General features: G+C 41.1%; 30 protein-coding genes, 1 riboswitch and 1 other annotated feature. Of the genes, 9 read left to right on the forward strand and 21 right to left on the reverse strand.

What is annotated here, in order from left to right:
• Positions 1-66 precede the first annotated feature (66 nt).
• The 6 genes from J7I90_RS08015 to J7I90_RS08040 all read right to left on the reverse strand — a co-directional run bounded on the left by J7I90_RS08015 (position 67) and on the right by J7I90_RS08040 (position 5,818).
• The gene (locus J7I90_RS08015) at positions 67-765 is read right to left on the reverse strand and encodes a GntR family transcriptional regulator (RefSeq protein ID WP_214770339.1); all 699 of its coding nucleotides are present in this window, start codon (positions 763-765) and stop codon (positions 67-69) included.
• Positions 766-1,133: 368 nt separating this feature from the next.
• Positions 1,134-1,403, reverse strand: a complete 270-nt coding sequence (locus J7I90_RS08020) for a hypothetical protein (RefSeq protein WP_214770342.1) — start codon at positions 1,401-1,403, stop codon at positions 1,134-1,136.
• Between the two features lie 337 nt (positions 1,404-1,740).
• Positions 1,741-3,207 carry an aminoacyl-histidine dipeptidase gene (locus tag J7I90_RS08025; protein WP_214770346.1) on the reverse strand — a complete coding sequence of 489 codons (1,467 nt, stop codon included), beginning with the start codon at positions 3,205-3,207 and terminating at the stop codon, positions 1,741-1,743.
• Between the two features lie 39 nt (positions 3,208-3,246).
• The gene (locus tag J7I90_RS08030) at positions 3,247-3,852 is read right to left on the reverse strand and encodes a VanZ family protein (protein ID WP_214770350.1); all 606 of its coding nucleotides are present in this window, start codon (positions 3,850-3,852) and stop codon (positions 3,247-3,249) included.
• Between the two features lie 227 nt (positions 3,853-4,079).
• The gene (locus J7I90_RS08035) at positions 4,080-5,096 is read right to left on the reverse strand and encodes an ABC transporter permease (protein ID WP_214770352.1); all 1,017 of its coding nucleotides are present in this window, start codon (positions 5,094-5,096) and stop codon (positions 4,080-4,082) included.
• Positions 5,093-5,818: an ABC transporter ATP-binding protein gene (locus J7I90_RS08040; RefSeq protein WP_214770354.1), complete on the reverse strand. Its 726-nt coding sequence runs from the start codon at positions 5,816-5,818 to the stop codon at positions 5,093-5,095. Before J7I90_RS08040 ends, J7I90_RS08035 begins: the two co-directional genes overlap by 4 nt.
• Positions 5,819-5,936: 118 nt before the next feature.
• Here J7I90_RS08040 and J7I90_RS08045 point away from each other — a divergent pair, with 118 nt between their 5' ends.
• Positions 5,937-6,536, forward strand: a complete 600-nt coding sequence (locus J7I90_RS08045) for a TetR/AcrR family transcriptional regulator (protein WP_214770356.1) — start codon at positions 5,937-5,939, stop codon at positions 6,534-6,536.
• 45 nt (positions 6,537-6,581) lie between these two features.
• On the opposite strand, the gene J7I90_RS08050 is transcribed toward J7I90_RS08045, so the two are convergent.
• Positions 6,582-7,841: an MFS transporter gene (locus J7I90_RS08050; RefSeq protein WP_214770478.1), complete on the reverse strand. Its 1,260-nt coding sequence runs from the start codon at positions 7,839-7,841 to the stop codon at positions 6,582-6,584.
• A gap of 333 nt (positions 7,842-8,174) precedes the next feature.
• Entirely contained in the window at positions 8,175-8,366 is a 192-nt protein-coding gene (locus J7I90_RS08055; RefSeq protein WP_034310797.1) for a hypothetical protein, read from the reverse strand.
• Positions 8,367-8,695: 329 nt separating this feature from the next.
• A riboswitch (cyclic di-AMP (ydaO/yuaA leader) is annotated at positions 8,696-8,838 on the forward strand.
• A 152-nt stretch (positions 8,839-8,990) separates the two neighbouring features.
• Here J7I90_RS08055 and J7I90_RS08060 point away from each other — a divergent pair.
• Both J7I90_RS08060 and J7I90_RS08065 read left to right on the forward strand, forming a co-directional pair.
• Positions 8,991-10,316, forward strand: a complete 1,326-nt coding sequence (locus J7I90_RS08060; protein ID WP_214770358.1) for a TrkH family potassium uptake protein — start codon at positions 8,991-8,993, stop codon at positions 10,314-10,316.
• Positions 10,317-10,339: 23 nt separating this feature from the next.
• A complete protein-coding gene (locus J7I90_RS08065; protein ID WP_214770360.1) occupies positions 10,340-10,996 on the forward strand; it encodes a potassium channel family protein in 657 nt (218 codons plus the stop codon).
• Between the two features lie 111 nt (positions 10,997-11,107).
• On the opposite strand, the gene J7I90_RS08070 is transcribed toward J7I90_RS08065, so the two are convergent.
• From J7I90_RS08070 to J7I90_RS08085, 4 genes are all read right to left on the reverse strand, one after another.
• Complete coding sequence (locus tag J7I90_RS08070) at positions 11,108-11,941, reverse strand: STAS domain-containing protein (protein WP_214770362.1); 834 nt, start codon at positions 11,939-11,941, stop codon at positions 11,108-11,110.
• Positions 11,942-11,954: 13 nt separating this feature from the next.
• Positions 11,955-12,134, reverse strand: a complete 180-nt coding sequence (locus tag J7I90_RS08075) for a hypothetical protein (protein ID WP_214770364.1) — start codon at positions 12,132-12,134, stop codon at positions 11,955-11,957.
• A gap of 136 nt (positions 12,135-12,270) precedes the next feature.
• A complete protein-coding gene (locus J7I90_RS08080) occupies positions 12,271-12,972 on the reverse strand; it encodes a class I SAM-dependent methyltransferase (RefSeq protein WP_214770481.1) in 702 nt (233 codons plus the stop codon).
• 196 nt (positions 12,973-13,168) lie between these two features.
• Positions 13,169-13,789 carry a class I SAM-dependent methyltransferase gene (locus J7I90_RS08085; protein WP_214770366.1) on the reverse strand — a complete coding sequence of 207 codons (621 nt, stop codon included), beginning with the start codon at positions 13,787-13,789 and terminating at the stop codon, positions 13,169-13,171.
• Between the two features lie 276 nt (positions 13,790-14,065).
• Here J7I90_RS08085 and J7I90_RS08090 point away from each other — a divergent pair, with 276 nt between their 5' ends.
• Both J7I90_RS08090 and J7I90_RS08095 read left to right on the forward strand, forming a co-directional pair.
• Positions 14,066-14,344, forward strand: a complete 279-nt coding sequence (locus tag J7I90_RS08090; RefSeq protein ID WP_396020121.1) for a PadR family transcriptional regulator — start codon at positions 14,066-14,068, stop codon at positions 14,342-14,344.
• A 16-nt stretch (positions 14,345-14,360) separates the two neighbouring features.
• The gene (locus tag J7I90_RS08095) at positions 14,361-15,080 is read left to right on the forward strand and encodes a pentapeptide repeat-containing protein (protein WP_214770369.1); all 720 of its coding nucleotides are present in this window, start codon (positions 14,361-14,363) and stop codon (positions 15,078-15,080) included.
• Positions 15,081-15,210: 130 nt separating this feature from the next.
• Here J7I90_RS08095 and J7I90_RS08100 read toward each other — a convergent pair whose 3' ends face one another.
• Positions 15,211-16,101, reverse strand: coding sequence for a PhzF family phenazine biosynthesis protein (locus tag J7I90_RS08100; RefSeq protein WP_214770372.1), 891 nt, complete (start codon positions 16,099-16,101; stop codon positions 15,211-15,213).
• Positions 16,102-16,247: 146 nt separating this feature from the next.
• Positions 16,248-16,469 (forward strand) — a binding site (T-box leader).
• 64 nt (positions 16,470-16,533) lie between these two features.
• On the opposite strand from J7I90_RS08100, the gene J7I90_RS08105 reads away from it, so the two are divergent.
• Both J7I90_RS08105 and J7I90_RS08110 read left to right on the forward strand, forming a co-directional pair.
• Positions 16,534-17,358: an ATP-grasp domain-containing protein gene (locus J7I90_RS08105; RefSeq protein WP_214770484.1), complete on the forward strand. Its 825-nt coding sequence runs from the start codon at positions 16,534-16,536 to the stop codon at positions 17,356-17,358.
• A gap of 128 nt (positions 17,359-17,486) precedes the next feature.
• Positions 17,487-17,636: a hypothetical protein gene (locus J7I90_RS08110; RefSeq protein ID WP_214770375.1), complete on the forward strand. Its 150-nt coding sequence runs from the start codon at positions 17,487-17,489 to the stop codon at positions 17,634-17,636.
• On the opposite strand, the gene galE is transcribed toward J7I90_RS08110, so the two are convergent.
• The 3 genes from galE to J7I90_RS08125 form a co-directional block, all read right to left on the reverse strand.
• Entirely contained in the window at positions 17,633-18,604 is a 972-nt protein-coding gene (galE, locus tag J7I90_RS08115) for a UDP-glucose 4-epimerase GalE (RefSeq protein ID WP_214770378.1), read from the reverse strand. The two genes, J7I90_RS08110 and galE, sit on opposite strands and share 4 nt — an antisense overlap.
• 100 nt (positions 18,605-18,704) lie before the next feature.
• The gene (locus tag J7I90_RS08120; RefSeq protein ID WP_214770379.1) at positions 18,705-19,817 is read right to left on the reverse strand and encodes a glycosyltransferase; all 1,113 of its coding nucleotides are present in this window, start codon (positions 19,815-19,817) and stop codon (positions 18,705-18,707) included.
• A 32-nt stretch (positions 19,818-19,849) separates the two neighbouring features.
• Positions 19,850-20,470: a GW domain-containing glycosaminoglycan-binding protein gene (locus J7I90_RS08125; RefSeq protein WP_214770381.1), complete on the reverse strand. Its 621-nt coding sequence runs from the start codon at positions 20,468-20,470 to the stop codon at positions 19,850-19,852.
• A 153-nt stretch (positions 20,471-20,623) separates the two neighbouring features.
• Here J7I90_RS08125 and J7I90_RS08130 point away from each other — a divergent pair, with 153 nt between their 5' ends.
• On the forward strand, positions 20,624-20,989 hold the full coding sequence (locus tag J7I90_RS08130) for a CDP-glycerol glycerophosphotransferase family protein (protein WP_311315246.1): 366 nt from the start codon (positions 20,624-20,626) through the stop codon (positions 20,987-20,989).
• Positions 20,990-21,184: 195 nt separating this feature from the next.
• Here the strand turns inward: J7I90_RS08130 and galU are convergent, their stop codons facing one another.
• The 4 genes from galU to J7I90_RS08150 all read right to left on the reverse strand — a co-directional run bounded on the left by galU (position 21,185) and on the right by J7I90_RS08150 (position 24,530).
• The gene (galU, locus tag J7I90_RS08135; RefSeq protein WP_048690103.1) at positions 21,185-22,072 is read right to left on the reverse strand and encodes a UTP--glucose-1-phosphate uridylyltransferase GalU; all 888 of its coding nucleotides are present in this window, start codon (positions 22,070-22,072) and stop codon (positions 21,185-21,187) included.
• A gap of 400 nt (positions 22,073-22,472) precedes the next feature.
• Positions 22,473-23,114, reverse strand: a complete 642-nt coding sequence (locus J7I90_RS08140; RefSeq protein WP_214770383.1) for an NAD(P)-dependent oxidoreductase — start codon at positions 23,112-23,114, stop codon at positions 22,473-22,475.
• A gap of 310 nt (positions 23,115-23,424) precedes the next feature.
• Positions 23,425-23,835 carry a disulfide oxidoreductase gene (locus J7I90_RS08145; RefSeq protein ID WP_214770385.1) on the reverse strand — a complete coding sequence of 137 codons (411 nt, stop codon included), beginning with the start codon at positions 23,833-23,835 and terminating at the stop codon, positions 23,425-23,427.
• 2 nt (positions 23,836-23,837) lie between these two features.
• On the reverse strand, positions 23,838-24,530 hold the full coding sequence (locus J7I90_RS08150; RefSeq protein ID WP_214770386.1) for a DsbA family protein: 693 nt from the start codon (positions 24,528-24,530) through the stop codon (positions 23,838-23,840).
• A 314-nt stretch (positions 24,531-24,844) separates the two neighbouring features.
• Between J7I90_RS08150 and J7I90_RS08155 the strand changes: the two genes are divergently transcribed.
• The gene (locus tag J7I90_RS08155; RefSeq protein ID WP_048690112.1) at positions 24,845-25,279 is read left to right on the forward strand and encodes an Rrf2 family transcriptional regulator; all 435 of its coding nucleotides are present in this window, start codon (positions 24,845-24,847) and stop codon (positions 25,277-25,279) included.
• Between the two features lie 45 nt (positions 25,280-25,324).
• On the opposite strand, the gene J7I90_RS27285 is transcribed toward J7I90_RS08155, so the two are convergent.
• Positions 25,325-26,935 (reverse strand): SH3 domain-containing protein (locus tag J7I90_RS27285; RefSeq protein ID WP_251025173.1); only part of this gene is annotated, 1,611 nt, incomplete at its 5' end.

The raw sequence follows: 26,935 nt of genomic DNA on the forward strand, positions 1-26,935 counted from the left end.
AACACGGTGTGAATCGATATCTCCCATTCACACCGTATAATCTTATTCAAGAATTTCCTGCACTTTTTAAGTCAATGTTAATAATTTGGCTGAAGTGTAATTATATTTCTCGATTGATAAATCAAAAACGGCTCCCGCTTTTAAAAAGACCGTACTTTCAACTATTAATGTCGGATCCCCTGGCTGCAAGTCCAAAAGCCTGGCATCATCGTCGTTAAGTTTTTCACACGAAATGATTTTATCCGCAAAACCGATATTCAACTTCAAATCCTCGACGATATATTCATAAATGGAACCATTTGCAATTTCTTTATTTATGATGGGAATGATGTCTTTATTGAAAAAGGACTCTTCTATTACAATGGGTTGACCATTTAAATATCTAACCCTTTTCAGGTTATAGATTTTGGTTTTTACCTGGCATTTCATTCGTTTGGCCAATTTTTCATCGGCTTCTATTAATTCTAACTTCAACACTTTACTTTTCATTTCATCATTAGGAAAAACTTTGGTTAAGCCACCCATATCCCTCATCGAAATGCAGCCCGGTCTGGTAAATTCCCTAAGGAATATGCCGCTGCCTTGAACTTGATAGATATACCCCTGCTCAACCAATATGTTGATTGCTTTTCTAATGGTGTTCCTGCTCACATCGAACTTCTTCATCAACTCTTCTTCAGTTGGCAACTTAGTATTTAATGTATATTTTCCATCTAATATTTCCTTCTCCATTTGTTCTACGACCATTCTATACTTTACAACCATATTTCCATATACCTTCCTCTATACATAATGATTTAGAACAATAATTTACACTGAATGCTAGGTTTTCTTTACAATAGTTTATTTTATAACAATTGTAAAGAATCCTCTGTTTCTTTCAGACTGCAGAGAAATCCGAATTGGTCTGCAGTTTTTTCTAGAAAACATTCCAGCTGATTCCAGAAATCCGCTCCCTTTCCGCCGACTGTCTGCCAAGCCTCCTCGGCACGAGCGCCTGCGGGGTCTCGGCTAGCCAGTTTTTCGGCAGGAGTGTCTCATATTTCTTCCATCCAAGAAAGATTACAGGTGAAAAACTTAAAGGATAAACAGTCTAAAACTTGGTTCCGAATAGATCAGCCTGCAGTTTTTTATTAACATTCCAGCTGATTCCAGAAATCCACTCCCTTTCCGCCGACTGTCTGCCAAGCCTCCTCGGCACGAGCGCCTGCGGGGTCTCGGCTAGCCAGTTTTTCGGCAGGAGTGTCGCATATTTCTTCCATCCAAGAAGGATTACAGGTGAAAAACTTAAAGGATAAACAGTCTAAAACTTGGTTCCGAATAGCAGCCTGCAGTTTTTTATTAACATTCCAGCTGATTTCAGAAATCAGCTCCCTTTCCACCGACTGTCTGCCAAGCCGCATCAAAGCGAGTGCCTGAAGTGGAAATCAACGTTCCCATTTTACAAACCCACAAAAAAAAGACTGTCGGCAAACAAATATTATCTAGTTTGTGGACAATAGGGTTCTATCTAAATAAAACAAAGTTGATTGGAACGTAAGGTACGAGACTCCTGCAGGAATAGCGTAGCATGGGAACCCCGCAGGCGCGCCGAGGAGGCTCCCGCCCGCTCGCGGAAAGCTAGCGCCTGGAGTGGAAATCAACGGTTAGATTTACTACACTCAAAAAAGAGACATCCAATCAATTATAGGATGTCTCCAAATCTATTGAATATCATTTTGCCGTTGCCCCAAACATTGTTTATAGGTCCTTCATCCGCTTTAATGTATAAACAAAATATTCCCAGTTGTTTATGGTCGAAGGGATGCTTAAGTGTTCTTCAGGTGTATGTACGGCAAACATATCCGGTCCGATCGAGACTGTATCCAAACCTGGTATCTTATCTATGAATACCCCACATTCGATCCCTGCATGCACAGCGATGATTTCAATTTCTTCATGATATTTTTCTTTGTATGTCTCTTCAAATAATTTCTTGAGTTTCGAATCAGGATTATAGGGCCATTCCGGATAATCCGCGTCAACCAATAGTTCGCACCCAAGCATGCCGGCAATGGCCTTTGCCTGTATGACCATATTATATTTGATGCTTTTGACCGAACTCCTGATTTCACTTTCGAATATCATTTCCGCTTCATTTGTTGTAACGACCCCTAGATTCGTCGAACTTTCGACTAACCCTTCTATTCCCATGCTCATTCCTTGAACACCATGCGGGATTATCAGTAATGAGGTAATGGCTTTAGTCACCGTCTCTTTGGAAAAAACGTTTGAAGACATCGTTTCGATTTTTTCAAACTTAATCGATATCTCAGGGTCGGAAGATTGCAGTTCATTTTTAAAAGTATCCTCCCATTTCTGGAGTCTCTCCTGTATCTTTTGAACATCTTCTACAGAAATCAATACAGTCGCTTCCGCTTCACGAGGGATTGCATTCCCCTTCAGGCCCCCGTTCATTTGCTGAATGCAGCAAGGAAATTCTGTCGTCAATTCATGTAATACTCTTCCCAAAAGTTTATTGGAGTTCCCTCTTTCCTTATGTATGGACATACCGGAGTGTCCGCCCTTCAACCCTTTAATCCTGATGTTATAAGATACAGCATCAACAATGGATGCCGATTCCCATCCGATTGGCAGGACCTGTCGCACGCGTATTCCTCCAGCAGAGCTAACCAGCAGCTTCCCATCTTCCTCAGAATCGATATTGATCATCATTTTCCCCTTGAAGTGAGCAGGATCCACGGCAAGTGCACCGTTCATTGTCGTTTCTTCTTCAGTCGTTATGACTATTTCAAGAGCGGGATGCGGAATATCATTGGCATCCAATAATGCCAATGCATAAGCAACGGCAATTCCATTATCCGCCCCCAATGTTGTATCCGTTGCATATAACATATCTCCCACAATCCTTAATTGAAGCCGATCTTTCTCAAAATCATGAAGCGTTCCCTTGTTCTTTTCGCAAACCATATCCATATGCCCCTGGATAATGACTGTAGGTGCACTCTCATATCCAATTGTGGCAGGCTTTTTGATCACCACATTCAGCGCCTCATCCTGGATCACCTCCAGGTTCCTATCCTTAGCGAAGCGAACCAGATAGTCACTGATCGCTTTTTCATTCGCCGATCCTCTCGGGATTTTGGAAATCGCTGCAAAATAATGAAACACCGGATGGCTCGATAATTCTTCTAACGTGCTATACATGGAAATACACCCTTTCTTTAAATATATTGATACTGCCTTTCATCCTTTAACTTTTCCAGAGAGCACCACGACTTTCTTGAACAAAGGATACAGAAGGTACCCTATGTAAACACCAATCATATTCAAGGTGAGGTCATCGACATCCAAACTTCCACGCCGAAAAACAAACTGACAGATTTCGATGCCCGAAATCGAAAGTAATGGATAAATGAATTTCCTTTTAGCGGAGAGCTCTTGCCCTTCCCTGGACAACAAATACAGACCGAATGGAATGAACAGTCCCACATTGGCGCTAAGGTTATAAAATGACACAAACCCGTTCGTTTCGTTCGATAAATAGGAAAGAATCGTAGAAAAAGGAATCAAATTATATGAATATACCTGCCCTTCTGGCCGAAAGAACAGCAAAACCATTAATGATAAACTGTAGCCAAACAATACTGCCTGCCACAAAAGACGCGGAACCCTGACCGTTTCACCTCGAAAATAAAGAACCGCAAACGAAACGAAAAGAAGGATACAAAACCAGACAACCATGATCACTAAAGGATTCAAATAGAGTAGAAGCTGAAGGAATAAAGGCAAACCGCACAAAAACAATGCTTGCGACAGCAAAAGGGAAAGCATGACCGATTTTAGAGACATATAACTCCCCCCCTTCTATTTATTTCCAAATCATTGCATATCCTTATATCCTAGGACAACTTTAACAGTCCGTCAACAAACTGCATAAACCTGTCGGTAGAAAACCGTCGAGGGGACGCCTTTTCGAATAAATCAACCGATGGGAAGGATAATTCGGCATTCTTACAGTAAACAAAAAGCCGGTTCCCCATGTACGGGAATCCGGCTTCTTTTGTAAGTTATTAATTTCATAGTGCACGGTATTTTTTTAAGCTAATGATATTGATGGTGATAAAAACGATGGCAAAGGCCAGGAGAATGAGCAGATCCAGTAAGACCTCATTGAACGTGAAACCTTTGTACATAATGCCATTCATGGCATCCGATGCGTAATAGAGAGGCATGACCTTGCCGATTTTTTGGAGCCAGTCTGACATGCCATCCAATGGGAAAATCCCTGTAAAGAAGACTTGCGGCACGATGACCAACGGAATGAATTGCACCATTTGGAATTCGGATGTCGCGAAACTCGATAGTAATGTACCAAGCGATAATGCAACGAGCGCGACCAGTATATTCGTCAGTAAAACGAGCCAAATGGAGCCAACAAGGACGATATCCAATACATTGACCGCATATAGTACGACAATTATGGTTTGAATTAGAGCAAATAAGCCATATCCGATCACATAGCCCGCTACGATTTCGTATCTTTTAATCGGGGTGGCAAGCAGCCGTTCCAACGTACCACTTGTACGCTCCTTCAAAAGTGCAATTCCCGCTATTAAAAATACAAAGAAGAATACGAAAAAGCTGACGAGCATCGGACTGAAGGTATCAAACCCCTTTGTGTTGGCATCTCCGTAAACATATTGCTCCTCAATTGAAGGAGTGATTTTTTCATTCCCTTGCAAGCCCTGCATCATCTGCATTTGAACGGCCTTTGCCCGGGTCGGTTCGTCGTTCAAAAGTGTGAGTTCCATTTTGCCATTTTCAACATGCAGCCAGCCATCCGTATCCTTTTCAATCATCTTTTCCTGTGAGAATTCCTCAGCATCCGTCACTTGAAAATCCGCTTTTTTCAATGCTTTAACGATCGTTTCATCACTGCCTGTAACAACGATTTTCAAAGCACTCGCCTCTGTATCGAAAATAAAATACATGAGCGTTAAGATGAGCAATGGAGCCAGGAAAAATAAAGCGAGCGTCCTTCGATCCCGGCGCATCTGCTGGGTAATGCGAGTTACAAGAGAGGCAATTCTCATTTTAGGCCGCCTCCAATCCTTAAAAAAACATCATCAAGCGTTTCCGCGGCAAATTGAGTTTTTAAAGCTGCAGGGGTTCCTGCCGCGATGATTTCACCTTCACGCAGCATCGCCAGTTTATCGCATCGCTCCGCTTCATCCATCACATGCGTCGTGATGATGATCGTCTTATCATCTTCATTCCTTAAACGCTCAAGTTCCTCCCAAATCGATTGTTTCAGCAAAGGGTCTATTCCTACTGTCGGTTCATCCAATATGAGAATATCCGGATTTTGGATGAGTGCAACCGCAAGTGAAAGACGGCGTTTCATCCCCCCTGAATAATGGGCAACCCGAACGTTCAAATCATTCGTCAGCTGTACGATTTCAGCTGCATATTGGATGCGTTCCCTTCGTTCCTTTTTCGAAAAACGGTATAGCTTCGCAAAAAATTCGAGGTTTTCAGCTCCCGTCAGTTCTGTATATAAAGCATCGGACTGTGCCATATAGCCAACATCCATTAACAGTGCTTCATTTGGCACTTCATGATCCAGAACCGTGACTTTACCCGCATCGGGCTTAATCAATCCGACAATCATTTTAATCAAGGTCGTCTTTCCGCATCCGGATGGACCTAACAAGCCAAAAATTCCGCTTTTTTCAATATTCAGGCTCATTGGCTGAATGACCTTCTTCTGCTGAAAACCCTTAGCAATTCCATCAATGGAAATCGCAAATTTCATTGCACACACATCCTCCCTCTTTAATTAACACGGTGTTGAGTGTATCATCATTCTAAGGTAGCATTCGGTCTAATACAATCAACACATTTGGAAAAATGTTCAGTGAAGGAGACATTCCATGGCATCGATTCATGAGGATATGGTACAAAAGACGAAAAAGCAGATACAACATCATTTTATTGCACTCATTGAAGCAGAGGGGTTCTCACATGTATCAGTTAAGAAAATTGCAGAGCGCGCCAATATTAATCGGGGCACATTCTATTTGCACTACACAGATAAATATGAATTGATGGATCACTTACAGCAGGAATTGTTACATGAACTTCAAACACGCATTACTGCCATTTTGCCGAAAGAGGCTTTTTTGGCCCTTCATCAACAGCAACTTTACCCGCCTTTCATAGCGATTTTTCAATTCATCAGTGAACATGCTCACGCATTAAGGGCCATTCTTGGTGATCAGGGCGACCCTTCTTTTGCGAAAAAAATAAAAAGGGTTTTCGGTGAAGTACTGTTGGAGCGTTTGATCAGCCTGCATCCAGCAGCTAAAGATGAAGCATTCCGCATGTATATGCACGCCTTCCTGACATCGGCGATTTTAGGAGTGATTACTGAGTGGCTGGAGAACTGTGAAGAACAAACGGCGGAAGAAATGGCGAAAATCCATTTTCAAATCTTGAACTTCATCAGCCATTTGCGCACATTCATCCAATGAACGATTCATTAAAGGCATGTACCATCAACATGCCTTTAAATCCGATTACATCTTTTCCTTCGCTTCTATCTCTACATCACCAACTGAATAATACCTGCTCTTGGAGGTCTTCATACTAAGCATCGACAACCATAAGGATAAAGCGAACATGATCAAGGAACCTGAAATCACCACGAACCGAATCGAAATGAAATGGGCTGAAACACCAACGATTGCGGTAGTAATGATGATCAATAAAGATTCTAACAAGCCAAAAATACTTCCGACCCTGCCCATAATTTCCACCGGAATATTATTTTGATAAAAGGTTTGAAAGCCGGTGTTGGCAAAAGCCAATGAAAAGGCAATGATGAAAAATCCGATGGCGGCCAGTGAAAAGGCATTCGAAAGGGCAAAGATCATATAACCTATCGAGACAAATAAAGATCCAAGACCAATCATGTGCGAGATTTTCACTTTACTGATGAATACGGCATTGACTATGGCACCAGCAATGATGCCTGCCCCGGCGACGCTTACAAGGAATCCGTAATCGCTGTCCGACAAAAGGAGCACGGCCTTGGCAAACGCAGCTTCTTGGGAATCGATGGCTGTTTCCATCACAACCATGCAGCTGAATAGGAAATAAATGAGCATGATATAGGAAGATTTCCTGCTGAAGTCCAGGACGATGCCCCAATCCTTTTTCATGAGGGTCCAAGACAGGTAATGATTGGATTGTTCAAGGCGCTGACCCTTTTCAAGATTAGGCATGAATAGAGTGATGATGCCGGATAACAATAAGGCAGCCGCATTAATATAAATCGCTAAAACGGGCGTACCGATCAAGAAAAGGATACCCGCTAGCGCCGGTCCAATCAAAAAAGCTCCAGAATCCATTAAGCTTCGTAATGAATTAAATCGTTTCCTCTGTTCAATTGGTATTAATTTTGTTATATAGGACCTAGATGTCGTTCCGAACATGGCCCCTGCCATATTGATCACGAAGACAAGGAAATACATGACCCAAATAGAAGAAGTGAATGGCAGCAAGACTATGAATACCGTGCGAAATAGGTCAAGTGCCGCCATCAGGTTCCGCTTATTTATCCGGTCGATCACGCTCCCTGCCCACACATTCGTAAATATGGCAGCCAGCGGTTTAACGATATAAAGTCCAGATACCGCCAAGGCTGAACCAGTCATATCCAGATCGATTAAATTAAGGGCAATGAAATACACCCAGGAACCAAAGTTGGAGATACCTATTCCGCACAAAAGAATGGAAGGGTATTTCCAGGATACTAATGCATTTTTTAATGTCATCGCTTCTCCCTTTGACTTTACAATAAAAAACCCCGTCCCCAAGGAACGAGACCAATTTGCGATGCCCCCAATATGCCACCATACATCCCCAACTATCCTCGGCTGCTCTCGGAAAGTGGTCATTTCATTTTATTTTTCTCTTCTTTACGTCCACCTTCAACATTACTAAATTTTAACATTAATGGTTGAATTATGTAAATAACACAAAAAAACTCATTCAAAATAAATGAGTTTAAAAGCAAAACAAGATATGGATTTTCGCTCAGCGTTCCTGGATAGAACACAGGGAATTACAATAATTGAATACCGCTATGAATGTTGGAATCAGTTGATTTACCTTGGGGAAAACAATTTTAAAAACGGATTCTTTTTCTTATCCGTTATCCTTAATTCATTCATGATGATTTGATCCTCATGATCGGCTATCCATTTCCTTAGTGCATCTTTATCCTGGCATTGTGTTAAATATGTTTGGCCACCCTTGCCTGTAGCATTAATAACATATCTATTGAACGTCTTCTCCATAATTGCCCGCCTTTTTAATAAAATGTATTGAATTTAACTAATAATGTACTGCTTTTTCCTTTATCTTTTACAAAAGAAACATAATATATCTATTACAAATTTTGATTGGCAATAGCCTGTTCTGCTTGAAATTATTGAATAAAGTACATCGATGCCGGTTATCATAATTGGATTAATCGAACCTATCATAATGTGCTAACTAATATTTGTCAATACGTTTTCTAAATGTAAATAAAACGTAAATTTTCAGTTTTGTTAAAGAAATATTTTTTTACGATTTAGGGGTTTACAACTGCTAAATGATGGGAGTAGAATACGCTTATCAATTTAATGCAATTCGGCCAAAACTCATGGGAAATGAGTACGGAGGACCCAATCATTTGGGGTTAATTCTGCCTTGCAGAAGGGATGAGATCAGCTCTTTCGCCATCCTACCCGTCAGCTAACTTCGTCGGCTAAAGCGAAGGAGGTCATAAGACCGCCTATTTCGGGAGCCTTTTTTGCACGCTTTTTGTGGCAATACAGCTATTCGATGTTTTCGCAGGTCTTTTTATTATGCTTTTAAAAAGATTCGAAAAGCAGATTGATGATTAAAAGTCATACAGTAGGGATGATCATTTGAGAATGACAAAATTGGATCCGCCAAAAATACTTGTACTCGGCTTTGCCATCCTGATACTTTTGGGGGCCTATTTATTGACCCTGCCGGTTTCCACAGAAAATGGCCATGGTCTTTCTTTTCTGGATGCTTTATTCACCTCGACTTCCGCTACATGTGTAACAGGGCTGGTCGTAGTGGATACGGGATCGACCTTCACCACTTTTGGTGAGTTGGTCATCTTAACACTGATTCAGGTAGGCGGCTTAGGGTTCATGACATTTGCGACGTTTTTCTTTTTATTAATAGGCAAAAAGATTTCTTTAAAAGGCAGGTTAGTTCTGCAGGAGTCGTTAAATAATCTATCCATGGCGGGTGTAGTCAGATTAGTGAAACGGCTTTTAATTTTTACGGCCATTATTGAGGGCATGGGTACCCTTATCTTATCGATTCGCTTTTCTTTTGATATGCCAACCGGCAAGGCGATCTATTACGGTGCTTTTCATTCCATCTCCAATTTCAATAATGCCGGCTTTGATTTAATGGGGGAATTCAGGAGTTTGACCCCTTATGTTTCGGATCCATTCGTAACCCTTACCGTTGCCTTCCTCATCACGTTTGGCGGGATAGGCTTTATCGTGATGAATGAACTATACGAATATCGGAATACAAATCGTTTGTCCGTACATACGAAGATCGTTCTGACGACTAGCTTGACCCTTACGATTGCCGGCGCGATTTTAATCTTTTTATTCGAGTCCGGCAATGCCAAGACATTGCAGCCTTTATCTTTCATGGGTAAAATGCTGTCGTCCTTATTTCAATCGGTATCACCACGGACGGCAGGCTCCAACACGCTGAATATCCCTGATTTAACTCAGCCTGCATTACTGCTCATCATTTTCTTGATGTTCGTTGGGGCATCACCCGGATCGACCGGCGGCGGGATTAAAACGACGACATTTGCGACGATTGTCGGAACGGTTTGGTCACAGATCAAAGGTAAAGGTGATGTGGTCTTGTTCCGCCACCGCATCGTGAGTGAAACGATTTTCAAGGCATTATCCGTCACATTCATTGGTGTATTCGTGGTTTCCATCATCTCCATTCTGCTGACCATCACTGAAAGCGGAACTGACTTTTTGATGATTTTGTTCGAAGCCACTTCAGCTTTCGCCACCGTGGGACTTTCAATGGGTTTGACCCCGGAATTATCACCGGTCGGCCGGATGCTCATCATTTTCACGATGTTTGCAGGCCGTGTTGGTCCTTTGACTTTTGCCTTTGCTATCGCCATGAGGCGCAAGCCAGATCCGTTCCGACGTCCAAAAGGGAAAATCATGATTGGTTAATAATGAATGAAGGAGTGTAATAGATGGGAAAACGACAATACGCCGTGATAGGTTTAGGCAGATTTGGAACAAGTGTGGCCCATAGATTATATACGGCAGGCCAAGAGGTTTTGGGTATTGATGTGAACGAGGAAAGAGTCGAGAATGCGGAACTGAACGTCACCCATGCAGTCATGGCGGATACGACCGAAGAAGAGACATTGAAAGCAATCGGAATCCGTAATTTCGATTGTGTCATCGTAGCCATCGGAAATGACATGCAATCGAGCATTTTGACTACCTTGCTTTTAAAAGAGCTTGGGATCAAAAAGGTCATTGCCAAAGCACTTAATAAAAATCACGGTCAGGTGCTCACAAAAGTCGGTGCCGACTGGGTCATCTATCCTGAGAGGGATATGGGGGAACGGGTCGCGAACCAGCTCCTTTCCCCTAACATGCTGAACTACATAGAGCTTTCTAAAGAATACAATATCGAGGAAATCATCCTCCCCATGAGCATGAAGGGAAAAAGCCTCAGGGAGCTTGATTTACGGGCAAAATATAATATCAGCGTCATTGCCATCGTGAGTAATGGGGAAATCATCATAGCACCGTCACCGGATCAGGATATCCATGAAAAAGATATGCTTTTAGTGGTTGGCAATAAAGAAGATCTGGCCATCTTTGCCAATATTGAATAGTCGTTCCGGCTTTTGCTATTTTGAATGCTAATACATACGAGAAGACCACCATATGGAGGTCTTCTCGATGAAATTTATAACGAACATGCCCGTGCCCTGGATATGTATGTATTATTTTATCGTACTGATCGCTTGGGCAAGAGTGGACTTTATCGTCACTTTATCAAAAGGCAGTTGAAGCTTAACGGCAGTCATGGCTATTTCCGGCCGAAATCCTGAAAGGGTTGTTTGAATTCCGATCAAATGCAAGGATTCAATCAATTGAGACAGCTGGTGTGCGGATCCGCTATCTATTGCATGAACGCCAGATAGGTCAATGAAAAGTCTGGTGACATTTTTTTCAGCGCACTTTTGTAAGGTGTTTTCAAGCAAGGACATGCCCCTCGTCGTGTCAATATCGCCTATCAGGGGAAGCAATGCCGTGTTATCTTTAAGGGAAATGATGGGTGTGCTCAATTCATCAATCGTTGCCTGTTGGGCTTTCATGATTTTATTGGCATACCTATGATTCGCTTCCGTAAACCTCTCCATCACTTCACTGAACACCTTCACCACTATCCGATACCAGGAGTTTATTTCCTCCTGTGTATATTGATCTCCATGCAATTTCACAAACCGGTCAATATAATCCAGGTATTGCTCTTGCGTTCGGAAAAACTCCCTCAATATAAAATAGATGGGTGTGTTTAAATGATGCTCATCCTGACCGATCTCTTCAATCCAATCACCAAGCTGCTTAAAGAATTCCCTCTCCTCTGTATCAAAGACCTGAAAGAAACGTAAATGGAATTCATTATTTTGCTGCTTAAGTTTTTTAACCACTTTGGGATCGTTTGAGCAATATACACCCGAACTATCACTTTTATTCAATGATGCGTACCAATCCTCAGTCAATTGTGCTGCCACACCCAATAAAAAGGAATATAATTCTTTATTTACGTGCATAAACTCCTCCTATTTAGTTTTTATCAAAAGCAATCGATAAATCCAATTTATCAACAAAGCAAGCATCGAAGACAACCTCTTCCATACTTAAAACCTTAGGCTCTCTGATTCCTGATGGCCCCCTCTTCCCATATACCTTCCCAGCTGTTTTTGAAACCATGTTTTTTAAAAAAAGATCAGCAAAAGCCTTCATCTATCATTCTGTCAAATCCCCATTCCCAAAACTTTATAGCGTTGTTATGGTTTACCATTTTATTATTTTTGTTAACAACTTCCACGCAAAAAAGGACCTAACCCCAAATCCTTCGGTTTAAAACCATTTCGCCTTCTCATTTCATAAATAAAGCCGTCCATAAACCTTGCACCCCAAAAGTTTCATCCGATTGTTCCATTTTCCTCATTTTCCGTATTTCCACCACTTCGAATGCCTTGAAGATCATTCTGAGTTTTTCTTCAGTAAAACCTAAACCGCCATTAAGGCTTCTTTGCCTATATACTTCCCAATCTGAAATATCGGCACCACCCAATATGCCGCCTTCGACAAAACAAGTGATCGAATACAACCCCTTAGGCCTTAACGCCTTTTTCACCATCTCCAAATAATTGATCCTTCGATGTGGAGCAATATGGTGAAAACAACCTGAATCATATACGAAGTCATATTGCCCTTTTGCAATATCCAAATCAAATATATTCCTTTGAATGAAGTTCACTTGGACATTTTTGTCTGCTGCCCGTTCTTTTCCCCATTCAAGGGCTTCCTTCGAAAGGTCCACCGCATCAACGGAACAGCCCTTTTGAGCAAGGTAAATGGCATTTCTGCCAGGTCCGCATCCAAGCTCAAGAACCTTTCCTGGCCCAATTAGCCCACCATCAAAATATGAAACCAAATTTTCATCAGGGAAATTTTCGAAAAAGGGAACCCCTTTTGAGCGGTCTTCATAAAAGCCATCCCAGAATCCAGTTGGTTCACGCAATAATGAGTCCAGCATGTTCAACAGATCTTCATAGGTTGTAATCGTCTCCGACAAAACCATCACCTCTTTCATTGTATACCACCATTTAATTATACTGATTTCGCCCGGTGCCTCTGTAACAGCCGCATCAGCTCATTAACCATGTTAGGGAAGACATGGGTTTATACATGCATGTCAAATATTACATGCCTCCTTACAGGGTTTAGCTTCCAAAAAACAACACTCAGCTCTATGTGGTATCCTGATGTCCTCACAACTGTTTACTGATGATTATCCTTCTATACATTCCATTCAGCATGATCGGTCGATCTTCTTTAATTTCCATAATACCCCCATGTCCACTGAACAGGTCTTCAAACCTCAAGCCAATATCCGTTCCTAAAATTCGAATGATCGGCCTCAGCAGCCTTTTGGGAACTGAAAGCCGTTCATCTTTAGAGATAAACTTATCGAATAGTATTATTTTCCCCTCGCCTTTTACAACCCTGATCATTTCCCGAAGACATTCATTGGCATCAGGTACGACGGAAAGAACCAAACTTCCCACTACATAGTCAAACGATTCATTAGCGAATTCCATATGCTGTGCATCCATCTCGAGGAAACTGATCGATGCATCATCAAATTTCCCCATCGCTTTTTTTAGCATATCCGCCGACAGGTCTATTGCCGTTATCTCAAGGTCAAGGTTTTTGATCAGCTCCAAATCGGCCCCCGTACCTACGCCCACAAACAGGACCTTTGCATGATCATGAAAATCCAGCTCTTCAAACATTCTTTTCCTGGCATCTAAAAAGAGATGAGCGTTGAAGATTTTGTCATAAACCGGCGACCAAAATTTATAAATCACTTTATTCCACGAATTATTCAACATCCTTACCCCCTTATATACTTCTTCCATGAAACATGGTAAATCCCTTCCAAGCGGATATTATATGTGGCAAATTAGTACAATTAAAAAGTATGTGATGCAGTGATTCGCGAAAATTGGCATGTTTCTTATCATAAACCCTCCAAACCTGCATGATCCATAGTAACCAAACTACCTTGACTGTCATAGTAATATGCTATAAGATATACCAAAGGAGGTGAGGATTTGGTTCAACGACAACTATCCTCTGACTTGCTTCGCGGACATGTAGATACGATGATTCTGAAACTCCTGCAAAGTGGCGATAAATATGGTTATGAAATCAGCAAATTAATATATACGAATTCCAACGAGCAATATGAAATCAAGGAAGCGACGATGTACTCCAGCCTAAAACGGCTGGAAAAGGATGGATGCATCATCTCTTATTGGGGAGACGCCACACAAGGCGGAAGAAGGAAATATTACAAAATCACCCCAATCGGGGAAAACACATATATCCAAAATAAAAATGACTGGGAGCAGGCCAAGCGAATACTTGAGTGCCTTCTCTAAGAAGGGAAGATGAAATGTGATTGAAAAACTGAATGCACATGTTCATAGCATTTTTGCCCCGTACAAAAGTGCAAAAACAGCAAAGGAATTGGAAGAAGAACTGCTGCAAAACTTACTGGAAAAATACGATGACCATAGAAGGAATGGTGCCAGTGAACAGGAAGCATTTAAGCTGACTGTTGATTCGATTGGGGAGGTATCAGAGCTCATGGAATCCCTCAACCTACAATACAATGTGCTTGAGCAGGCGATAAGCATGGACTATTCCAGGCATCGCTTATTGGATTCCGACTTCCGCTCGGTTTCGGTCCATGATGGGAAGTTCAATTCCTGCGATTTAAGCCGTTCTGACTTCAGCCATTCCGACCTGACGAACAGCACATTTAAAAACAGTAACTTAGATCATTGCATCTTCGAAAATGCCAATTTAACTGGCACCTTATTTAAAAATGCCAATTTAAAAGGCGTAACTTTCAAGAACAGCATTTATAATAAAACCCATTTTAAAAGCTGTAATTTATCTGGTCTTATATTCGATGGGGAAACTTTCAAACAAACCATTTTCGAAGGCTCTTCATTGAGAAAGGCATCATTCCGCGATACCACCCTCATCAATGTTCAATTTCGGATGTCCGATTTAAAGAAAATTGACTTTACTGGAGCTTCAATGGATAAACTCACTTACAACTTTTTACATGGAGCAAAGGTTGATCTTAGCGGCGTGACCCTCATCTAAAGGACAGCGATTGTCGCAACCACCTCAATCATTTGCATGAACGTGTTACTGATTTACAAGAACCCTGTGCCAAGACACGTAACGTCTTAGCACAGGGTTTTTTCCATATACTTTTTCACAGTATGAACCTTTAGACTTCCACTTCAAATTCTTTAACGTAGACAGCATTCCCGGTGATTTCAATATCGTATGTGCCATCGTTCTTGGTAGCTGTAACGCGAACTCTGCCATCCTTTCCGATTTCATGCCCCTGTTCGATTAACAGATGCACCTCATCTTCAAGATCACCCTTTATGTATTTTGCATAATAAGCGCCCATCACACCTGATGCCGTTCCTGTAACCGGGTCTTCAAGCGTACCTGAATAGGGCGAGGAAAAATGCCGAGCATGCATATGGGCATCACTATCGTACGTCTCCAGGCAAAAGGGATGAACGGAAGCTCTTGGCATTTCCTTTAATAATTGCGGAAACAGGCTATTGTTGGCCTTCATCCTTTTAAATGAACTTCTTTCTTTTACCGGAACCAGTAAAGTCCATAAACCTGTACTTCCATAAACAATAGGTAATTCACTTTCCAGTTCTTCTATATCAAGGCCGAGGGAACTGGCTAAGCCACCTTCATCTCCGTTAAACGCTTCAAACTGCGGCGCGGCCTGCTTCATCGTAATATATATATCAGGCCCCGCCGACGTATGGATGTTGATTGGCAATATTCCCGCTCCTGTTTCAATCATCAACTCATCTTTATCCAATAATCCCCTGGTCTTCAGTGCATGGATGGTAGCCATTGTCGCATGTCCGCAAAGATTCATTTCGTTTCTTGGTGTAAAATAACGGATTCTAAGATCGGCAATATCGGATTCCATCGGAAAAGAGGTTTCATTGAAACCCACCTTCATCGCTATCTCCTGCATTTCCATTTCGGTCAGTCCATCTGCATCTAAAACCACACCTGCCGGATTTCCTTTATTCGGTTTACTGCTGAACGCATCGTAATGAAAAACCCTTACCGTTTTCAAATCTAACATCTCCTATTAATGAATGGTGCTTCTCTTGAATAGTAATTCTATATCTCTATCCATATTCCTTTTTCGTCCTATAGTAAGTGAAACAACCATTGATTTTATTTTCTGACTATTATACAATTACTCAAATTCATCAAATGTAAAATTCCTTGAAGGGAAGGAGTACGTTATCATTCTGTTCCAAAGAGAACTGGTGCTTTGCTGAAAGCCAGTGTCCAGAATCTGACCGAAGATCATCCCCGAGAAGTAAAGCCGAAGCTTCAGTAAGCTTTACCGGTTCCCCCCGTTAAATGGGACAACGCATTCATGTGCGTTTGTCATTAAACAAGAGTGGTACCGCGAGTTCAAATCTCGTCTCTTAATGAGACGGGATTTTTTGTATGTAAACCAAACAATGAAAATATCGGGAAAGCGGGTGCAGGAGTCATGCAGACACTATTATTCGTAACGGATTTATACTATGAAGCAAAAGGAAGAAATTATTATGAGGAGGATTTGTACCTTACCTCGAAGCTTAGGGAGGATTTTCAGTTAGTACTTTGCCATCCTGAAGACATTGAAACGTTTGAAAAGGATTTTGACTTGATCGTCTTTCGAAATGCCGGTCCAGTAGCCAATTTTAAAGATAAGTATCTAGCATTCCGTAATAGAGTGGCTGCTGGTCATTTGAAAACATACAACTCATTTGTTGGAAAGGCTGATATGAACGGGAAGGAGTACTTAATTGAACTGACGAATGCCCAATTCCCTGTCATTCCGACCATCGATGCACTTGAATCTTTACATAAACTTCCCAATGTGGAAACGTATATAGTGAAGCCGAAAGATGGCGCGGATTCCATCGGTTTGGAATTTGCCGCGAAAGAAGAATTGGGAGATAAAATGGATGCAAAATCAAAGAACACATTGGTACAGCCATTTATCAACTTTGAGTATGAAGTCTCTTTTTATTTTATCGATAAAGAATTTCAGTACGCCCTTTATGCGCCTGATAAAGAGAAAAGATGGGAATTAAAAGAATATGTCCCTACTGAAGCAGACCTGGTTTTTGCGAAACGATTTATTGATTGGAACAATCTTGATTGGGGCATCCAACGAGTAGATGCCTGTCGGAAGGAGCAAGGTGAACTTTTATTAGTAGAGCTGGAAGATTTAAATCCGTACCTTTCCCTGTTGGAAATACCCGAAGAAACACGTCAAAATTTTGTAAAAGCCCTGAAAAAATCAATCCGGAAAGCTCTTCAAGCTTAGAATGAAAACTGCCAAATGACTCGCTAGCCACGACCCGTCACAGCAGGCGCTTGGGGCTTTGCGGACAGTCGGCGGAAAAGGGAGCTGGTTTCTGAAAACAGCTGGATTTTTTTTTGGGGGGAGTAAACTTGATCGTTGATTTCCACTCCAGAACGAGCTTTCCGCAGGAGTCTCGTACATTACGTTCCAATCAACTGGAACGTTTTTTTAATAAAAAAACTGCAGGCAAACCCGTTTTCTTCGAGTTTGCCTGCAGTTTGAAATCATGGGAGCATTAATTCATTTGAGATTTATGCCATTTCCACGCACTTTCAATGATTTCTTCCAAATCTATCGATGCTTTCCAACCGAGTTCTTCATATATCTTATTGGCTGAAGCAACCAGGCGGGCTGGATCTCCAGGGCGACGGTCTGCATACTCTATGGTCGGTTTCACTCCCGTGACTTTTTCGCAAGTGTCGATTACATCCTTAACCGAAAATCCTTTTCCATTCCCAAGGTTGTAGGTGGCCGTATCCTTCTTCCCGGATAATAGGGCTTGAAGCGCGATTATATGTGCTTGGGCTAAATCCGTTACATGGATATAATCGCGAATGCATGTGCCATCTTCTGTGTCATAGTCCGTACCAAACACGGAAATCTTCTCACGTTGACCTAATAAATGCTGTAAAATGATTGGAATCAGGTGTGTTTCCGGATCATGGCTTTCACCGATTTCTGCTGACGCATGTGCTCCGGCCGCATTGAAGTAACGCAAGACGACATAATGAAGTCCATATGCCTTTGCAAAGTCCCCCAAGATCTGTTCCACCATCAATTTCGAGCGGCCATATGGGTTAATCGGATTGGTTGGCTGATCTTCATCAATCATATCCACATTTGGTATCCCGTACGTAGCTGCCGTTGATGAAAAAATGAAATTCTTAACATCATGCTTGAGCATGGTATTCAATAATGTAAGGGTTGCACCTACATTATTATCATAGTATTTATAAGGATCTTGAACAGACTCCCCGACCAAGCTATTAGCGGCAAAGTGCATGACCGCTTTAATCGGATACTTAAGGAAAATTTCATTCAAGACCGCTTCGTCCCCTAAATTCCCTTCCACCAAGGTGGCGTTTGAATCAACCAGCGAACGAAATCCAGTTGAGAGATTATCCAGGATGACAACCTCTTCAGTTTTCACTAACTCTTTTACAAGATGACTTCCAATATATCCTGCACCGCCAACGACCAAAATCATATAGTATTACCCCTTTTACTTTAAGCTTGAATGAATCATTAAATCTCGCAACCCATACATGTCATTAGTGGGAGGTCCAATTATAAGAACCTCCCTCGTTTTATAAGCATTTATTGAAGGTTTCCATGGCCAATCCATTATATTGGGTGTAATCAAACTTCGCTAGTTTAGGATTATCTTCACTAACCATGGTAGATAAGCCCTTTTCCAGTCCATCTATGCTATTTTCGACAAGTAAACCATATTTACCGTTTTCCAAAACGGTCCGGTTAGCCACTATATCAGTAGCCATGATTTTCATTCCTAAGGTCATTGCCTCCAATAATACCATAGGCTGGCCTTCATAATGTGAGGAAAGAACGAAGCAGTCACATTTTTCCATGAACGAAAATGGATTTTCAAGCTGCCCCAAAAGATGAATGGAATGATTTAAGTCCAGCTCATCAATGATTGCCTGCAAATCTTCCTTTAAAGGTCCTTGTCCTAAAATATACAGTTTGCTATTTTTGTTTTTCTCATGAAAGCCTGCGAATGCACGAATCAAGTTATCTTGCCCTTTTTCAGGAGATAACCTTCCCATATTGACAAAGTTAAAATCACTTTTATCAGGATATGGAACGAATTGATCATTCACTTCCAACCCATGGACCTCTTGTACGATTAACGCCTGTTTATCGATCCAGCCAATAGATATCCCGTCCAATGATATATGGGCATACGTACCAAGTTGAGTGACCGCTTCTTTATCAAATTCCACGATCCGGCCATTAAAGGTTGGCCCATTTTCCAAGACCATGGCATCTTGCAGCCCATAAGGCTTATCCCATATATGATAATCGCCTAAGTTAATTTCGGCAGTGCCGCGCACTTCCCGTTCTTTTAACAGGATTGGCTCTTCTATGATTTCGAATGCCCCCGTATTTAACCAGCCTATTTTCTTATTATCGATTTCGAAAAGGTAATAGCCGCCTTTGTTGGTTCTATTATACTTGATGATTCTGACGATTTGTCCTTCAAAATCGATTGCCTTGCTCACTCTTTTAGCCTTGTAGTTCGGATATGCCTTCGTCCAGATTGTATGATCTTCCGGGTTAGTTATTTTACCGTACTTCTGATTACCAGTGTTTATTTCCTTCAGCGTTCTATTCTCAATTTTATCGATGAACTTTTTATTGTTTTTATAGTTTCTCGATATTATATATTTTCTTGTCATTATAGCCCATGTCTTCATTGATTGTACAATGTTCAAGCACGGATAAAGCAGAATTTATCTATCCAGCCTATGATCTTGTCTTTTACTGATATTCTGCTATAAATCGAATGCTGGGTTTTTGCTTCCCTATCGACTTTTACAATGATCCCTTTAAAATCATGACTGCCGGAAACTTTGTACGTTTCTTCAACCTTATACGGCAAGGACCAAATATAGTTCGATCGAGGTCTTACTAACCTTGCTATTTTATCCACTTCTTTTTCATAAATGATGCTGTCTGGCAGCAGCTCCACAGCTTCTTCACTAATCCAGCCAATTATTTGATTGTCATGACTGAATTTATAAAAAGTCTTTTGATCAGCATAGGTTTTCCTCGAAATCACGATTTCAGCACCTTCAAATCGTTCTTCCAATGGAAATTGAGCGGCATTCGAAATTCCCGGAAGGGTATTCCAAACAGGATTATCCTTGACATCCCTTAAAATCGCCCTCGCTTTGAAGTTTTCTGTGATCATCGCCTTTTCATCATTTTCGCTACCTTCGGGCTCATTTGACTCGATTTGAAGGATTTTATCAGGGTTGATGGAATTCATTACATAATCAAATTTATCGAAGTCTGCATACTCCAATAGATTCTTTCGGTTTAATTCCATTGTTCCCTCAGACACGCTTACCAGTTTATCAAATCGATTGTATACAGAAAATGGTGCACCTTAATTAATAAGTTACATTTTTCACCGATTTGACTTAAGTGGCTGGCGACAAGTGAGTATTTAATCAATAATTCCACATGCCAGTCTTTCTTCATCCCTAAAAGCGATCAGATTTACATCAATACCTGGCATGGAACGCCCCTTAAGAATATGGGCTTTGATATATCCGGTAACCCTTCGGTCTCTCAAAACGTTGTCAGGAACTTCTTGAGTGCAGATTTCACTTTTAGCCCTAATGCCCACACTACCAACATATTTACACATAGCTATAAGTTAAGTGGATTGTATAAAGGTGAAATAATAGAAGAAGGATATCCGAGGATCGATTTGACGCTGAATACGAATCCGGGGGAGTATAAGGATTACTTAAGGACCCTGGGTTTGAAAATCAGTGATGCTAAGGAAAATATTTTTATATGCCCCGACTTGGAAGGGGGCGAACCTGGCCAAGGTGGATAATGATCCTCTTCAAATCATTGCTGACATTCATTATTTACTTTATTACCTTCTTATTCACTAAATAGGCATCCCCTTTTATGGATTTATATTCACCATTCAAAATTATGTTTGCATTTCAGTAACCAAAAATAACAACTATGAATGATCAATAGTTGGAGATTTTTTCTAAACTAATTACTCTATTAATTTAAAAGATCACTTATCCACTGCCTTGTGCATTTCGAGGATATTTTCCATTACTTTTAAAATGTCGTCTCTTAAATCGGGACGTTGCAGGGCAAATTCAATTGTCGTTTTCACAAAGCCATCGACAACTCCGACATCATAGCGTTTTCCTTCAAAATCGTAAGCGAAGACACTTTGGATTTCATTCAGTTTTTGAATGGCATCCGTTAACTGGATTTCACCGCCAGCCCCCGTTTCCTGCTTGGCCAGGAAATCGAATATTTCCGGAGTCAGTATGTATCTTCCCATGATGGCTAAGTTGGATGGGGCCGTTCCTTGTTTTGGTTTTTCGACGAAACGGTTCACTTCGTATCTCCTGCCCTCTTGCGTAAGCGGGTCGATGATGCCATATCTATGTGTTTCGCTCTCATTCACCGGCTGTACACCAATGATGGACGAACCTGTCGCATCATATTCGTTGATCAATTGACGAAGGGAGGGCACATCGCTTTCTACGATATCATCGCCTAAAAGGACGGCAAATGGCTCATCACCAATAAAGTTACGTGCACACCAAACAGCATGTCCGAGGCCTCTCGGTTCTTTTTGCCTAATGTAATGGATATTAGCCAAATTGGATGGGTATCTCACCTTCTCCAATAAATCGAACTTCCCTTTTTCAATCAGGTTATTCTCCAGTTCGTACGCATTATCAAAATGATCCTCTATCGCTCGTTTATTCTTTCCTGTGACAATGATTATATCTTCAATTCCGGCTTTCACGGCTTCTTCTATAATATATTGTATAGTTGGTTTATCGACTATTGGCAGCATTTCTTTAGGCATAGCCTTCGTTGCGGGCAAGAATCTGGTTCCCAATCCCGCTGCAGGTATAATGGCCTTTTTAACTTTTTTCATTCTTTGTAACTCCTTCATAATAGGATAAATCAACAAAATACCCCAAATTTTTCTGAATCATCCTTTACATAGTAACATAGACTCGTTTTTTGTAAATATATTAACAAAAAAATTCCTTCATTTGTAAACGCAACCAAAATATTTAAGGTCTTTCCCAATTTTTAAGGAAAAGGACTTATTTCTCTTACTTACAGCTCATAGATCTAAAGACTTATCATTTATTGACCATCTCACCTTCTTCAATTTCCGCTCGGCTTCTTCCCTATCGGTTCCCACCGTCAGCTCTTTGATCCTCATTAGCGATGAAAAATACATCAACGGCTTCCTTGGCGAACCTGCGCAGATTCAGAAGTTTCTTTCGTAAAAAAAGACGTCACCCCAGAGGGGAGACGCCACTAAATTATTCAGCTTCGGCAACAACGGTAAAGCGCTGGTTGATATGCTGCGGATTTTCAATTTCATCAAGTACTGCAAGGGCAAAATCGGCATAACTTACATAGCTTTCGCCCTTTGAGTTTACAAGCAGATTGTCTTTACCTAGTTTATATCCGCCTGTTCTATTTCCTTGCGGATCAAAGAAGGCGGAAGGACTGATGAACGTCCATTGTATGTCAGTGGCGTTTTGCAGATCTCCAAGGTTCTTGGATTGATTAAACGCTGTTGCAAAGTATTCTTTAGGAAACTCAGGAGTATCCAGGACACGGATCGTTTTTGCTTCGTCAACAAAAAGGCTTCCAGCTCCGCCAACAACAATCAGTTTCGTTTGTGGAGCGCCTTTCATTGCTTTAATCAAGATTTTTCCTGCGTCTACATGCAGATGTTCTTTCCCCGGAGCAGCGCCAAATGCATTCACTACAACATCGAATTCTTTAATATCTTCTGCTTTCATATCAAATACGTCTTTTTCCAATACGGAAGCTCCTTGAATTTGGACTCTAGCTTCATCCCTGACAATGGCCGTAACTTCATGTCCCCTAGTCAATGCTTCCTTTAAAATCAGACTTCCAGCTTTTCCGCTCGCACCAATAATACCAATTTTCATTTTACATTCCTCCTATATATTGTTTTTGAAATATTAATTGTAACCAAATTACTTACATGTAATAATATAAGTTACAGGTTAACATTTTGTCAAGAGGTGTTTCGGAGATATATTGCAGATTTCACTGATATATCCGCAGTTTCGTCGATATAATCCAAATTTCGTTGATATATCAGGAGTTTCTTTGATATAATCCAGTTTTCGCTAATATATTGCTGTTTTTCGTCGATATAATCCGATTTTCGCTGATATACCCGCAGTTTCGTCGATAAATAAAAACGCACCATTCCTTTTAGAATGGTGCGCTTCATTATATGCTGATTTTCTTTTTCATTAGCAGTGCCATGCAGATTGTGATGAGCGTAAAGGCGATGAAGGACAAAAACGGAATCGTGATGAATCCTAGCCAATTTATATACTCACCTGAGCAGGGGACACCGCTTTGGCACATTTCGAAATGCTGTAGTGCTGGAATTTTTTGCAGACTATAGTGATATCCTGACACCGCCATGCCCAAAATCGATAATGGGAGGATGTATCGATAGATTTTCAGGTCCTGTTCATAAAAGGCCCGTCCCAATAAGATGACGAGCGGGTACATCAGGATCCTTTGGTACCAACAAAAGGTGCAGGGTACATAATGGAGAATCTCACTAAAGTAGAGACTTCCGGCAGTGGCGATGATGGACAGGATCCAAGAAAGTAATAATGGCTTGTTCATCACTATTTCTCCTTCGCTGCATCATCAACCATTTTCACTAAATCATCGATTGTATTTCCTTCAAACTTCTTGCCATTGACAAATAAGGAAGGTGTTCCAGTAACGCCCAATTCGTCGGCCAACTCCATATCCTTGTTCCATTGGTCCTCGGACTTTTTGGCTTTAAAAGAGGTAACGACTTTTTTCACATCTTTGTCATTTGCGATTTCTTTCAATGTTTCTTCTAAGAATTTATCCGTAAAGACATCTTCCTTTTCATATTTCAGGTCAGCTGGCTGCTTATCGAACAAAAGCTCATGAAATTCCCAAAAGGTCTTATTGCCTAATTCCTGATAAACACTTTCCGCGAATTTAGCGGATCTGGTTGAATCGACGTTAATGAACGAATAATTCATGAAATAAAATTGCGCTTTTCCTGTATCAATCAATTCACTTTGTATAGAAGGAAAGAATTGTTTCTCGAATGTCTTACAGACTGGACATTTATAGTCCCCAAATTCCACTATTTGGACAGGAGCCGCTTTTTCTCCCAAATAAGGTTGTGATTTATAATCGATTTCATTAACGGCTGTATCTTCGTCTTTTTTCCCATTTGCTAAAAATATAAAGCCAATAATGATTACAGCGATTAACCCGATGATCCAAAACGTGAATGCAGAAGATTGTTTTTGATTACCCTTTTTTTTATTAGCCATCATATACCTCCATCACTTGTAATTGTGTCATATTCCTTATCCAGCCATGGCGGCCGATTTCAGTTCCCCCTTTCCTGTAACCTTTCACCTGTAACTAATTCATTTACACGTTATAATATAAGTTTCACCATGCTTGTTTGTCAATTACACATACCTTTTATTTTTGCCTTTGCGGCAACGGCGTGACTTGACAAGGAAACGGTTATTGGATAAATATTATTCTTGCAGGCCATTATAACTTGTAACCACTTGAATTACATGTTAAATAATTTATACTATAAAGGAATAGAGATTTTAAAGGAGAGAAAAAAGAGATGTCCATCAGTACCCGCTTTTCCGTAGGAATCCATATATTATCTCTTTTAGAAATAAACAAGGAAGGCGTTAACACTTCCGATTTTATTGCAAAAAGTGTAAACACCAACCCAGCTTTAATCAGAAAAATCACTGGCATGCTGAAGAATGCAGGTTTAGTGAATGTTCGGCCGGGTATCGCCGGAGCGACATTGGCCAAGGAATTGTCGGATATCACTTTGCTCGATGTTTATCACGCTGTCAATGTTGTCTCCGATAAAGAATTATTTGGAATTCATGAAAATCCTAATCCAGCATGCACTGTTGGAAGAAATATACAAGATACAATAGAACCCATCTTTTCCGTTGCTGAACTTGCCTTGGAAAAGGCGTTGGGAGTGGTGACGATCGAGGATGTCGTCAAGGGGATACTGGAAAAGGATAAAACTGAGTAGCCAAAAAAAAACACATGAGCCGGACTCATGTGTTTTTTTGTTTCCTTATTTATACTTAGGAACCTCAATCGTCAATTTATACGAATCTAATAAACTATATAAATTATAAATCTGTTTCACTTGTTTTGTTGCCCAGCCAATATCAGTCGCATACTGGTGTGATGCATATCCATATTTCTCTGCAGCTGTAGGATTCCATCTCATTTTATAAAGCGTGTCCTGTCCAGCAGAGATATATCCTTTGGCGATGAATTCAGCACCGCCTATGATGGCCGCTTCCGGTGTGAACCAGCCCGCATTATAGGCGTATTGAGCGCCGCTGCTTAGCGCCGTTCCGTCAAACGCCCCGACTCCATACATATTATAGACCGTTTTCCCGTTCACCTTTACGCCAGTCGCTAATGGTGAAGTGCCATTCCCGGTCTCCAGCAAAGCATGTGAAATCAGGTAGATTTCATTGACTCCGTATTTTTCCCCTGCCGCAGTGAACGTTGCTGCTTGGCCTTGTAATATCCCTTTGCCAGAAAGGATTCTATTATTCACTTCTGAAACGTTCATGTTGGTGACTTGGGAAAGCTTGACGAACTGGAATGAATGGACTGGATCATTCACGAAATTATTTGGGTTAAGATTATATTCTATATCTTCCGGGCTGGCATTTACCCATGTCTTGTTATAGTCCACCTCATACCAATAGTATCCGTCAGAGCCCTTTACTTTTGATTTAATAGTCAATGATTGATTATTGCTAACAGGACCGACTGCCCAATAATTAGAACCCGCTCCGCCCCTGATACGCCATCCGGTTCCATTAACGGTACCTTTTGTTGAATTGATCAAAGTTACTCCATCTTCACGTATGTAGGTTTTATACTTTTTATCCGTTTGACCATTAACGGCCATTTGAATTTCAACCATCTTTTCCATCGTAAGATTATATTCCTTATCGATCCTGATTATCGATCCATTCGAACTTCCCGGACCTTCCGGTGCTTTGGCCGTTAAATATTGCGTACTGACATATCCGGTTTTTCCATTGGCTGTGACCCTTGACCAGCCATTAGACTCTGAATACACCGTTACGGCCGTATTATTTACAAGCTTGGCTATAATTGAAGCGGAAGCCGATGCTGCAGACCGCATATTCAGACTCGAGCCATCACTTACATTTACATATTTAACTAATGTGTTTGCTTCTCCATCTGGATTCAGCCCCGGTACAGAACCTGGCTTCGTTGCTGATAGATATTTCGTGCTGACATAACCTTCTCCGCCATACGCTTTAACTTTTGACCAGCCATTTGATTCCGAGATGACTTCTACCTCTACACCCCTTGCCAATTTCACGATGACGGAAGCACTATCCGACGGCTTATTCCGCATATTCAGTGAACCCGAGCTGACGTTTACATATTTGGTTGTCGTTTTTTCAGGTATGGATGGTTTGGAGTCCGTTCCAGGCTTTGTCGTCGAGAGATAGTCAGTACTGACATACCCATCCTGCCCATTTGCCTTGATTTTCGCCCAACCTTTGGATTCCGAATAAACCGTCACTTCCGTTCCTTTTGACAGCTTTGCGACTATGCTTGCGCTTTCCGACCCGCTTTTTCTCATATTGAGCGTTCCAGAGCTTATGTTTACATATTTCGTCGTCGT

Source organism: Bacillus sp. ISL-57 (genome assembly GCF_018613135.1).
GTDB lineage: Bacteria > Bacillota > Bacilli > Bacillales > DSM-1321 > Peribacillus > Peribacillus frigoritolerans.

Bases quoted from the DNA above. Each gene is read 5' to 3' on its own strand.
- J7I90_RS08035 (WP_214770352.1), bottom strand. From the start codon at position 5,096: ATGAGAATTGCCTCTCTTGTAACTCGCATTACCCAGCAGATGCGCCGG.
- J7I90_RS08050 (WP_214770478.1), bottom strand. From the start codon at position 7,841: ATGACATTAAAAAATGCATTAGTATCCTGGAAATACCCTTCCATTCTT.
- J7I90_RS08145 (WP_214770385.1), bottom strand. From the start codon at position 23,835: ATGAACAAGCCATTATTACTTTCTTGGATCCTGTCCATCATCGCCACT.
- J7I90_RS08020 (WP_214770342.1), bottom strand. From the start codon at position 1,403: ATGCGGCTTGGCAGACAGTCGGTGGAAAGGGAGCTGATTTCTGAAATC.
- J7I90_RS08070 (WP_214770362.1), bottom strand. From the start codon at position 11,941: ATGCACGTAAATAAAGAATTATATTCCTTTTTATTGGGTGTGGCAGCA.
- J7I90_RS08140 (WP_214770383.1), bottom strand. From the start codon at position 23,114: ATGAAAATTGGTATTATTGGTGCGAGCGGAAAAGCTGGAAGTCTGATT.
- J7I90_RS08090 (WP_396020121.1), top strand. From the start codon at position 14,066: ATGATTCTGAAACTCCTGCAAAGTGGCGATAAATATGGTTATGAAATC.
- J7I90_RS08065 (WP_214770360.1), top strand. From the start codon at position 10,340: ATGGGAAAACGACAATACGCCGTGATAGGTTTAGGCAGATTTGGAACA.
- J7I90_RS08055 (WP_034310797.1), bottom strand. From the start codon at position 8,366: ATGGAGAAGACGTTCAATAGATATGTTATTAATGCTACAGGCAAGGGT.
- J7I90_RS08150 (WP_214770386.1), bottom strand. From the start codon at position 24,530: ATGGCTAATAAAAAAAAGGGTAATCAAAAACAATCTTCTGCATTCACG.
- J7I90_RS08030 (WP_214770350.1), bottom strand. From the start codon at position 3,852: ATGTCTCTAAAATCGGTCATGCTTTCCCTTTTGCTGTCGCAAGCATTG.
- J7I90_RS08105 (WP_214770484.1), top strand. From the start codon at position 16,534: ATGCAGACACTATTATTCGTAACGGATTTATACTATGAAGCAAAAGGA.
- J7I90_RS08125 (WP_214770381.1), bottom strand. From the start codon at position 20,470: ATGGAATTAAACCGAAAGAATCTATTGGAGTATGCAGACTTCGATAAA.
- J7I90_RS08155 (WP_048690112.1), top strand. From the start codon at position 24,845: ATGTCCATCAGTACCCGCTTTTCCGTAGGAATCCATATATTATCTCTT.
- J7I90_RS08015 (WP_214770339.1), bottom strand. From the start codon at position 765: ATGGTTGTAAAGTATAGAATGGTCGTAGAACAAATGGAGAAGGAAATA.
- J7I90_RS08025 (WP_214770346.1), bottom strand. From the start codon at position 3,207: ATGTATAGCACGTTAGAAGAATTATCGAGCCATCCGGTGTTTCATTAT.
- galE (WP_214770378.1), bottom strand. From the start codon at position 18,604: ATGATTTTGGTCGTTGGCGGTGCAGGATATATTGGAAGTCATCTTGTA.
- J7I90_RS08075 (WP_214770364.1), bottom strand. From the start codon at position 12,134: ATGAAGGCTTTTGCTGATCTTTTTTTAAAAAACATGGTTTCAAAAACA.
- J7I90_RS08060 (WP_214770358.1), top strand. From the start codon at position 8,991: ATGACAAAATTGGATCCGCCAAAAATACTTGTACTCGGCTTTGCCATC.
- J7I90_RS08120 (WP_214770379.1), bottom strand. From the start codon at position 19,817: ATGACAAGAAAATATATAATATCGAGAAACTATAAAAACAATAAAAAG.
- galU (WP_048690103.1), bottom strand. From the start codon at position 22,072: ATGAAAAAAGTTAAAAAGGCCATTATACCTGCAGCGGGATTGGGAACC.
- J7I90_RS08045 (WP_214770356.1), top strand. From the start codon at position 5,937: ATGGCATCGATTCATGAGGATATGGTACAAAAGACGAAAAAGCAGATA.
- J7I90_RS08040 (WP_214770354.1), bottom strand. From the start codon at position 5,818: ATGAAATTTGCGATTTCCATTGATGGAATTGCTAAGGGTTTTCAGCAG.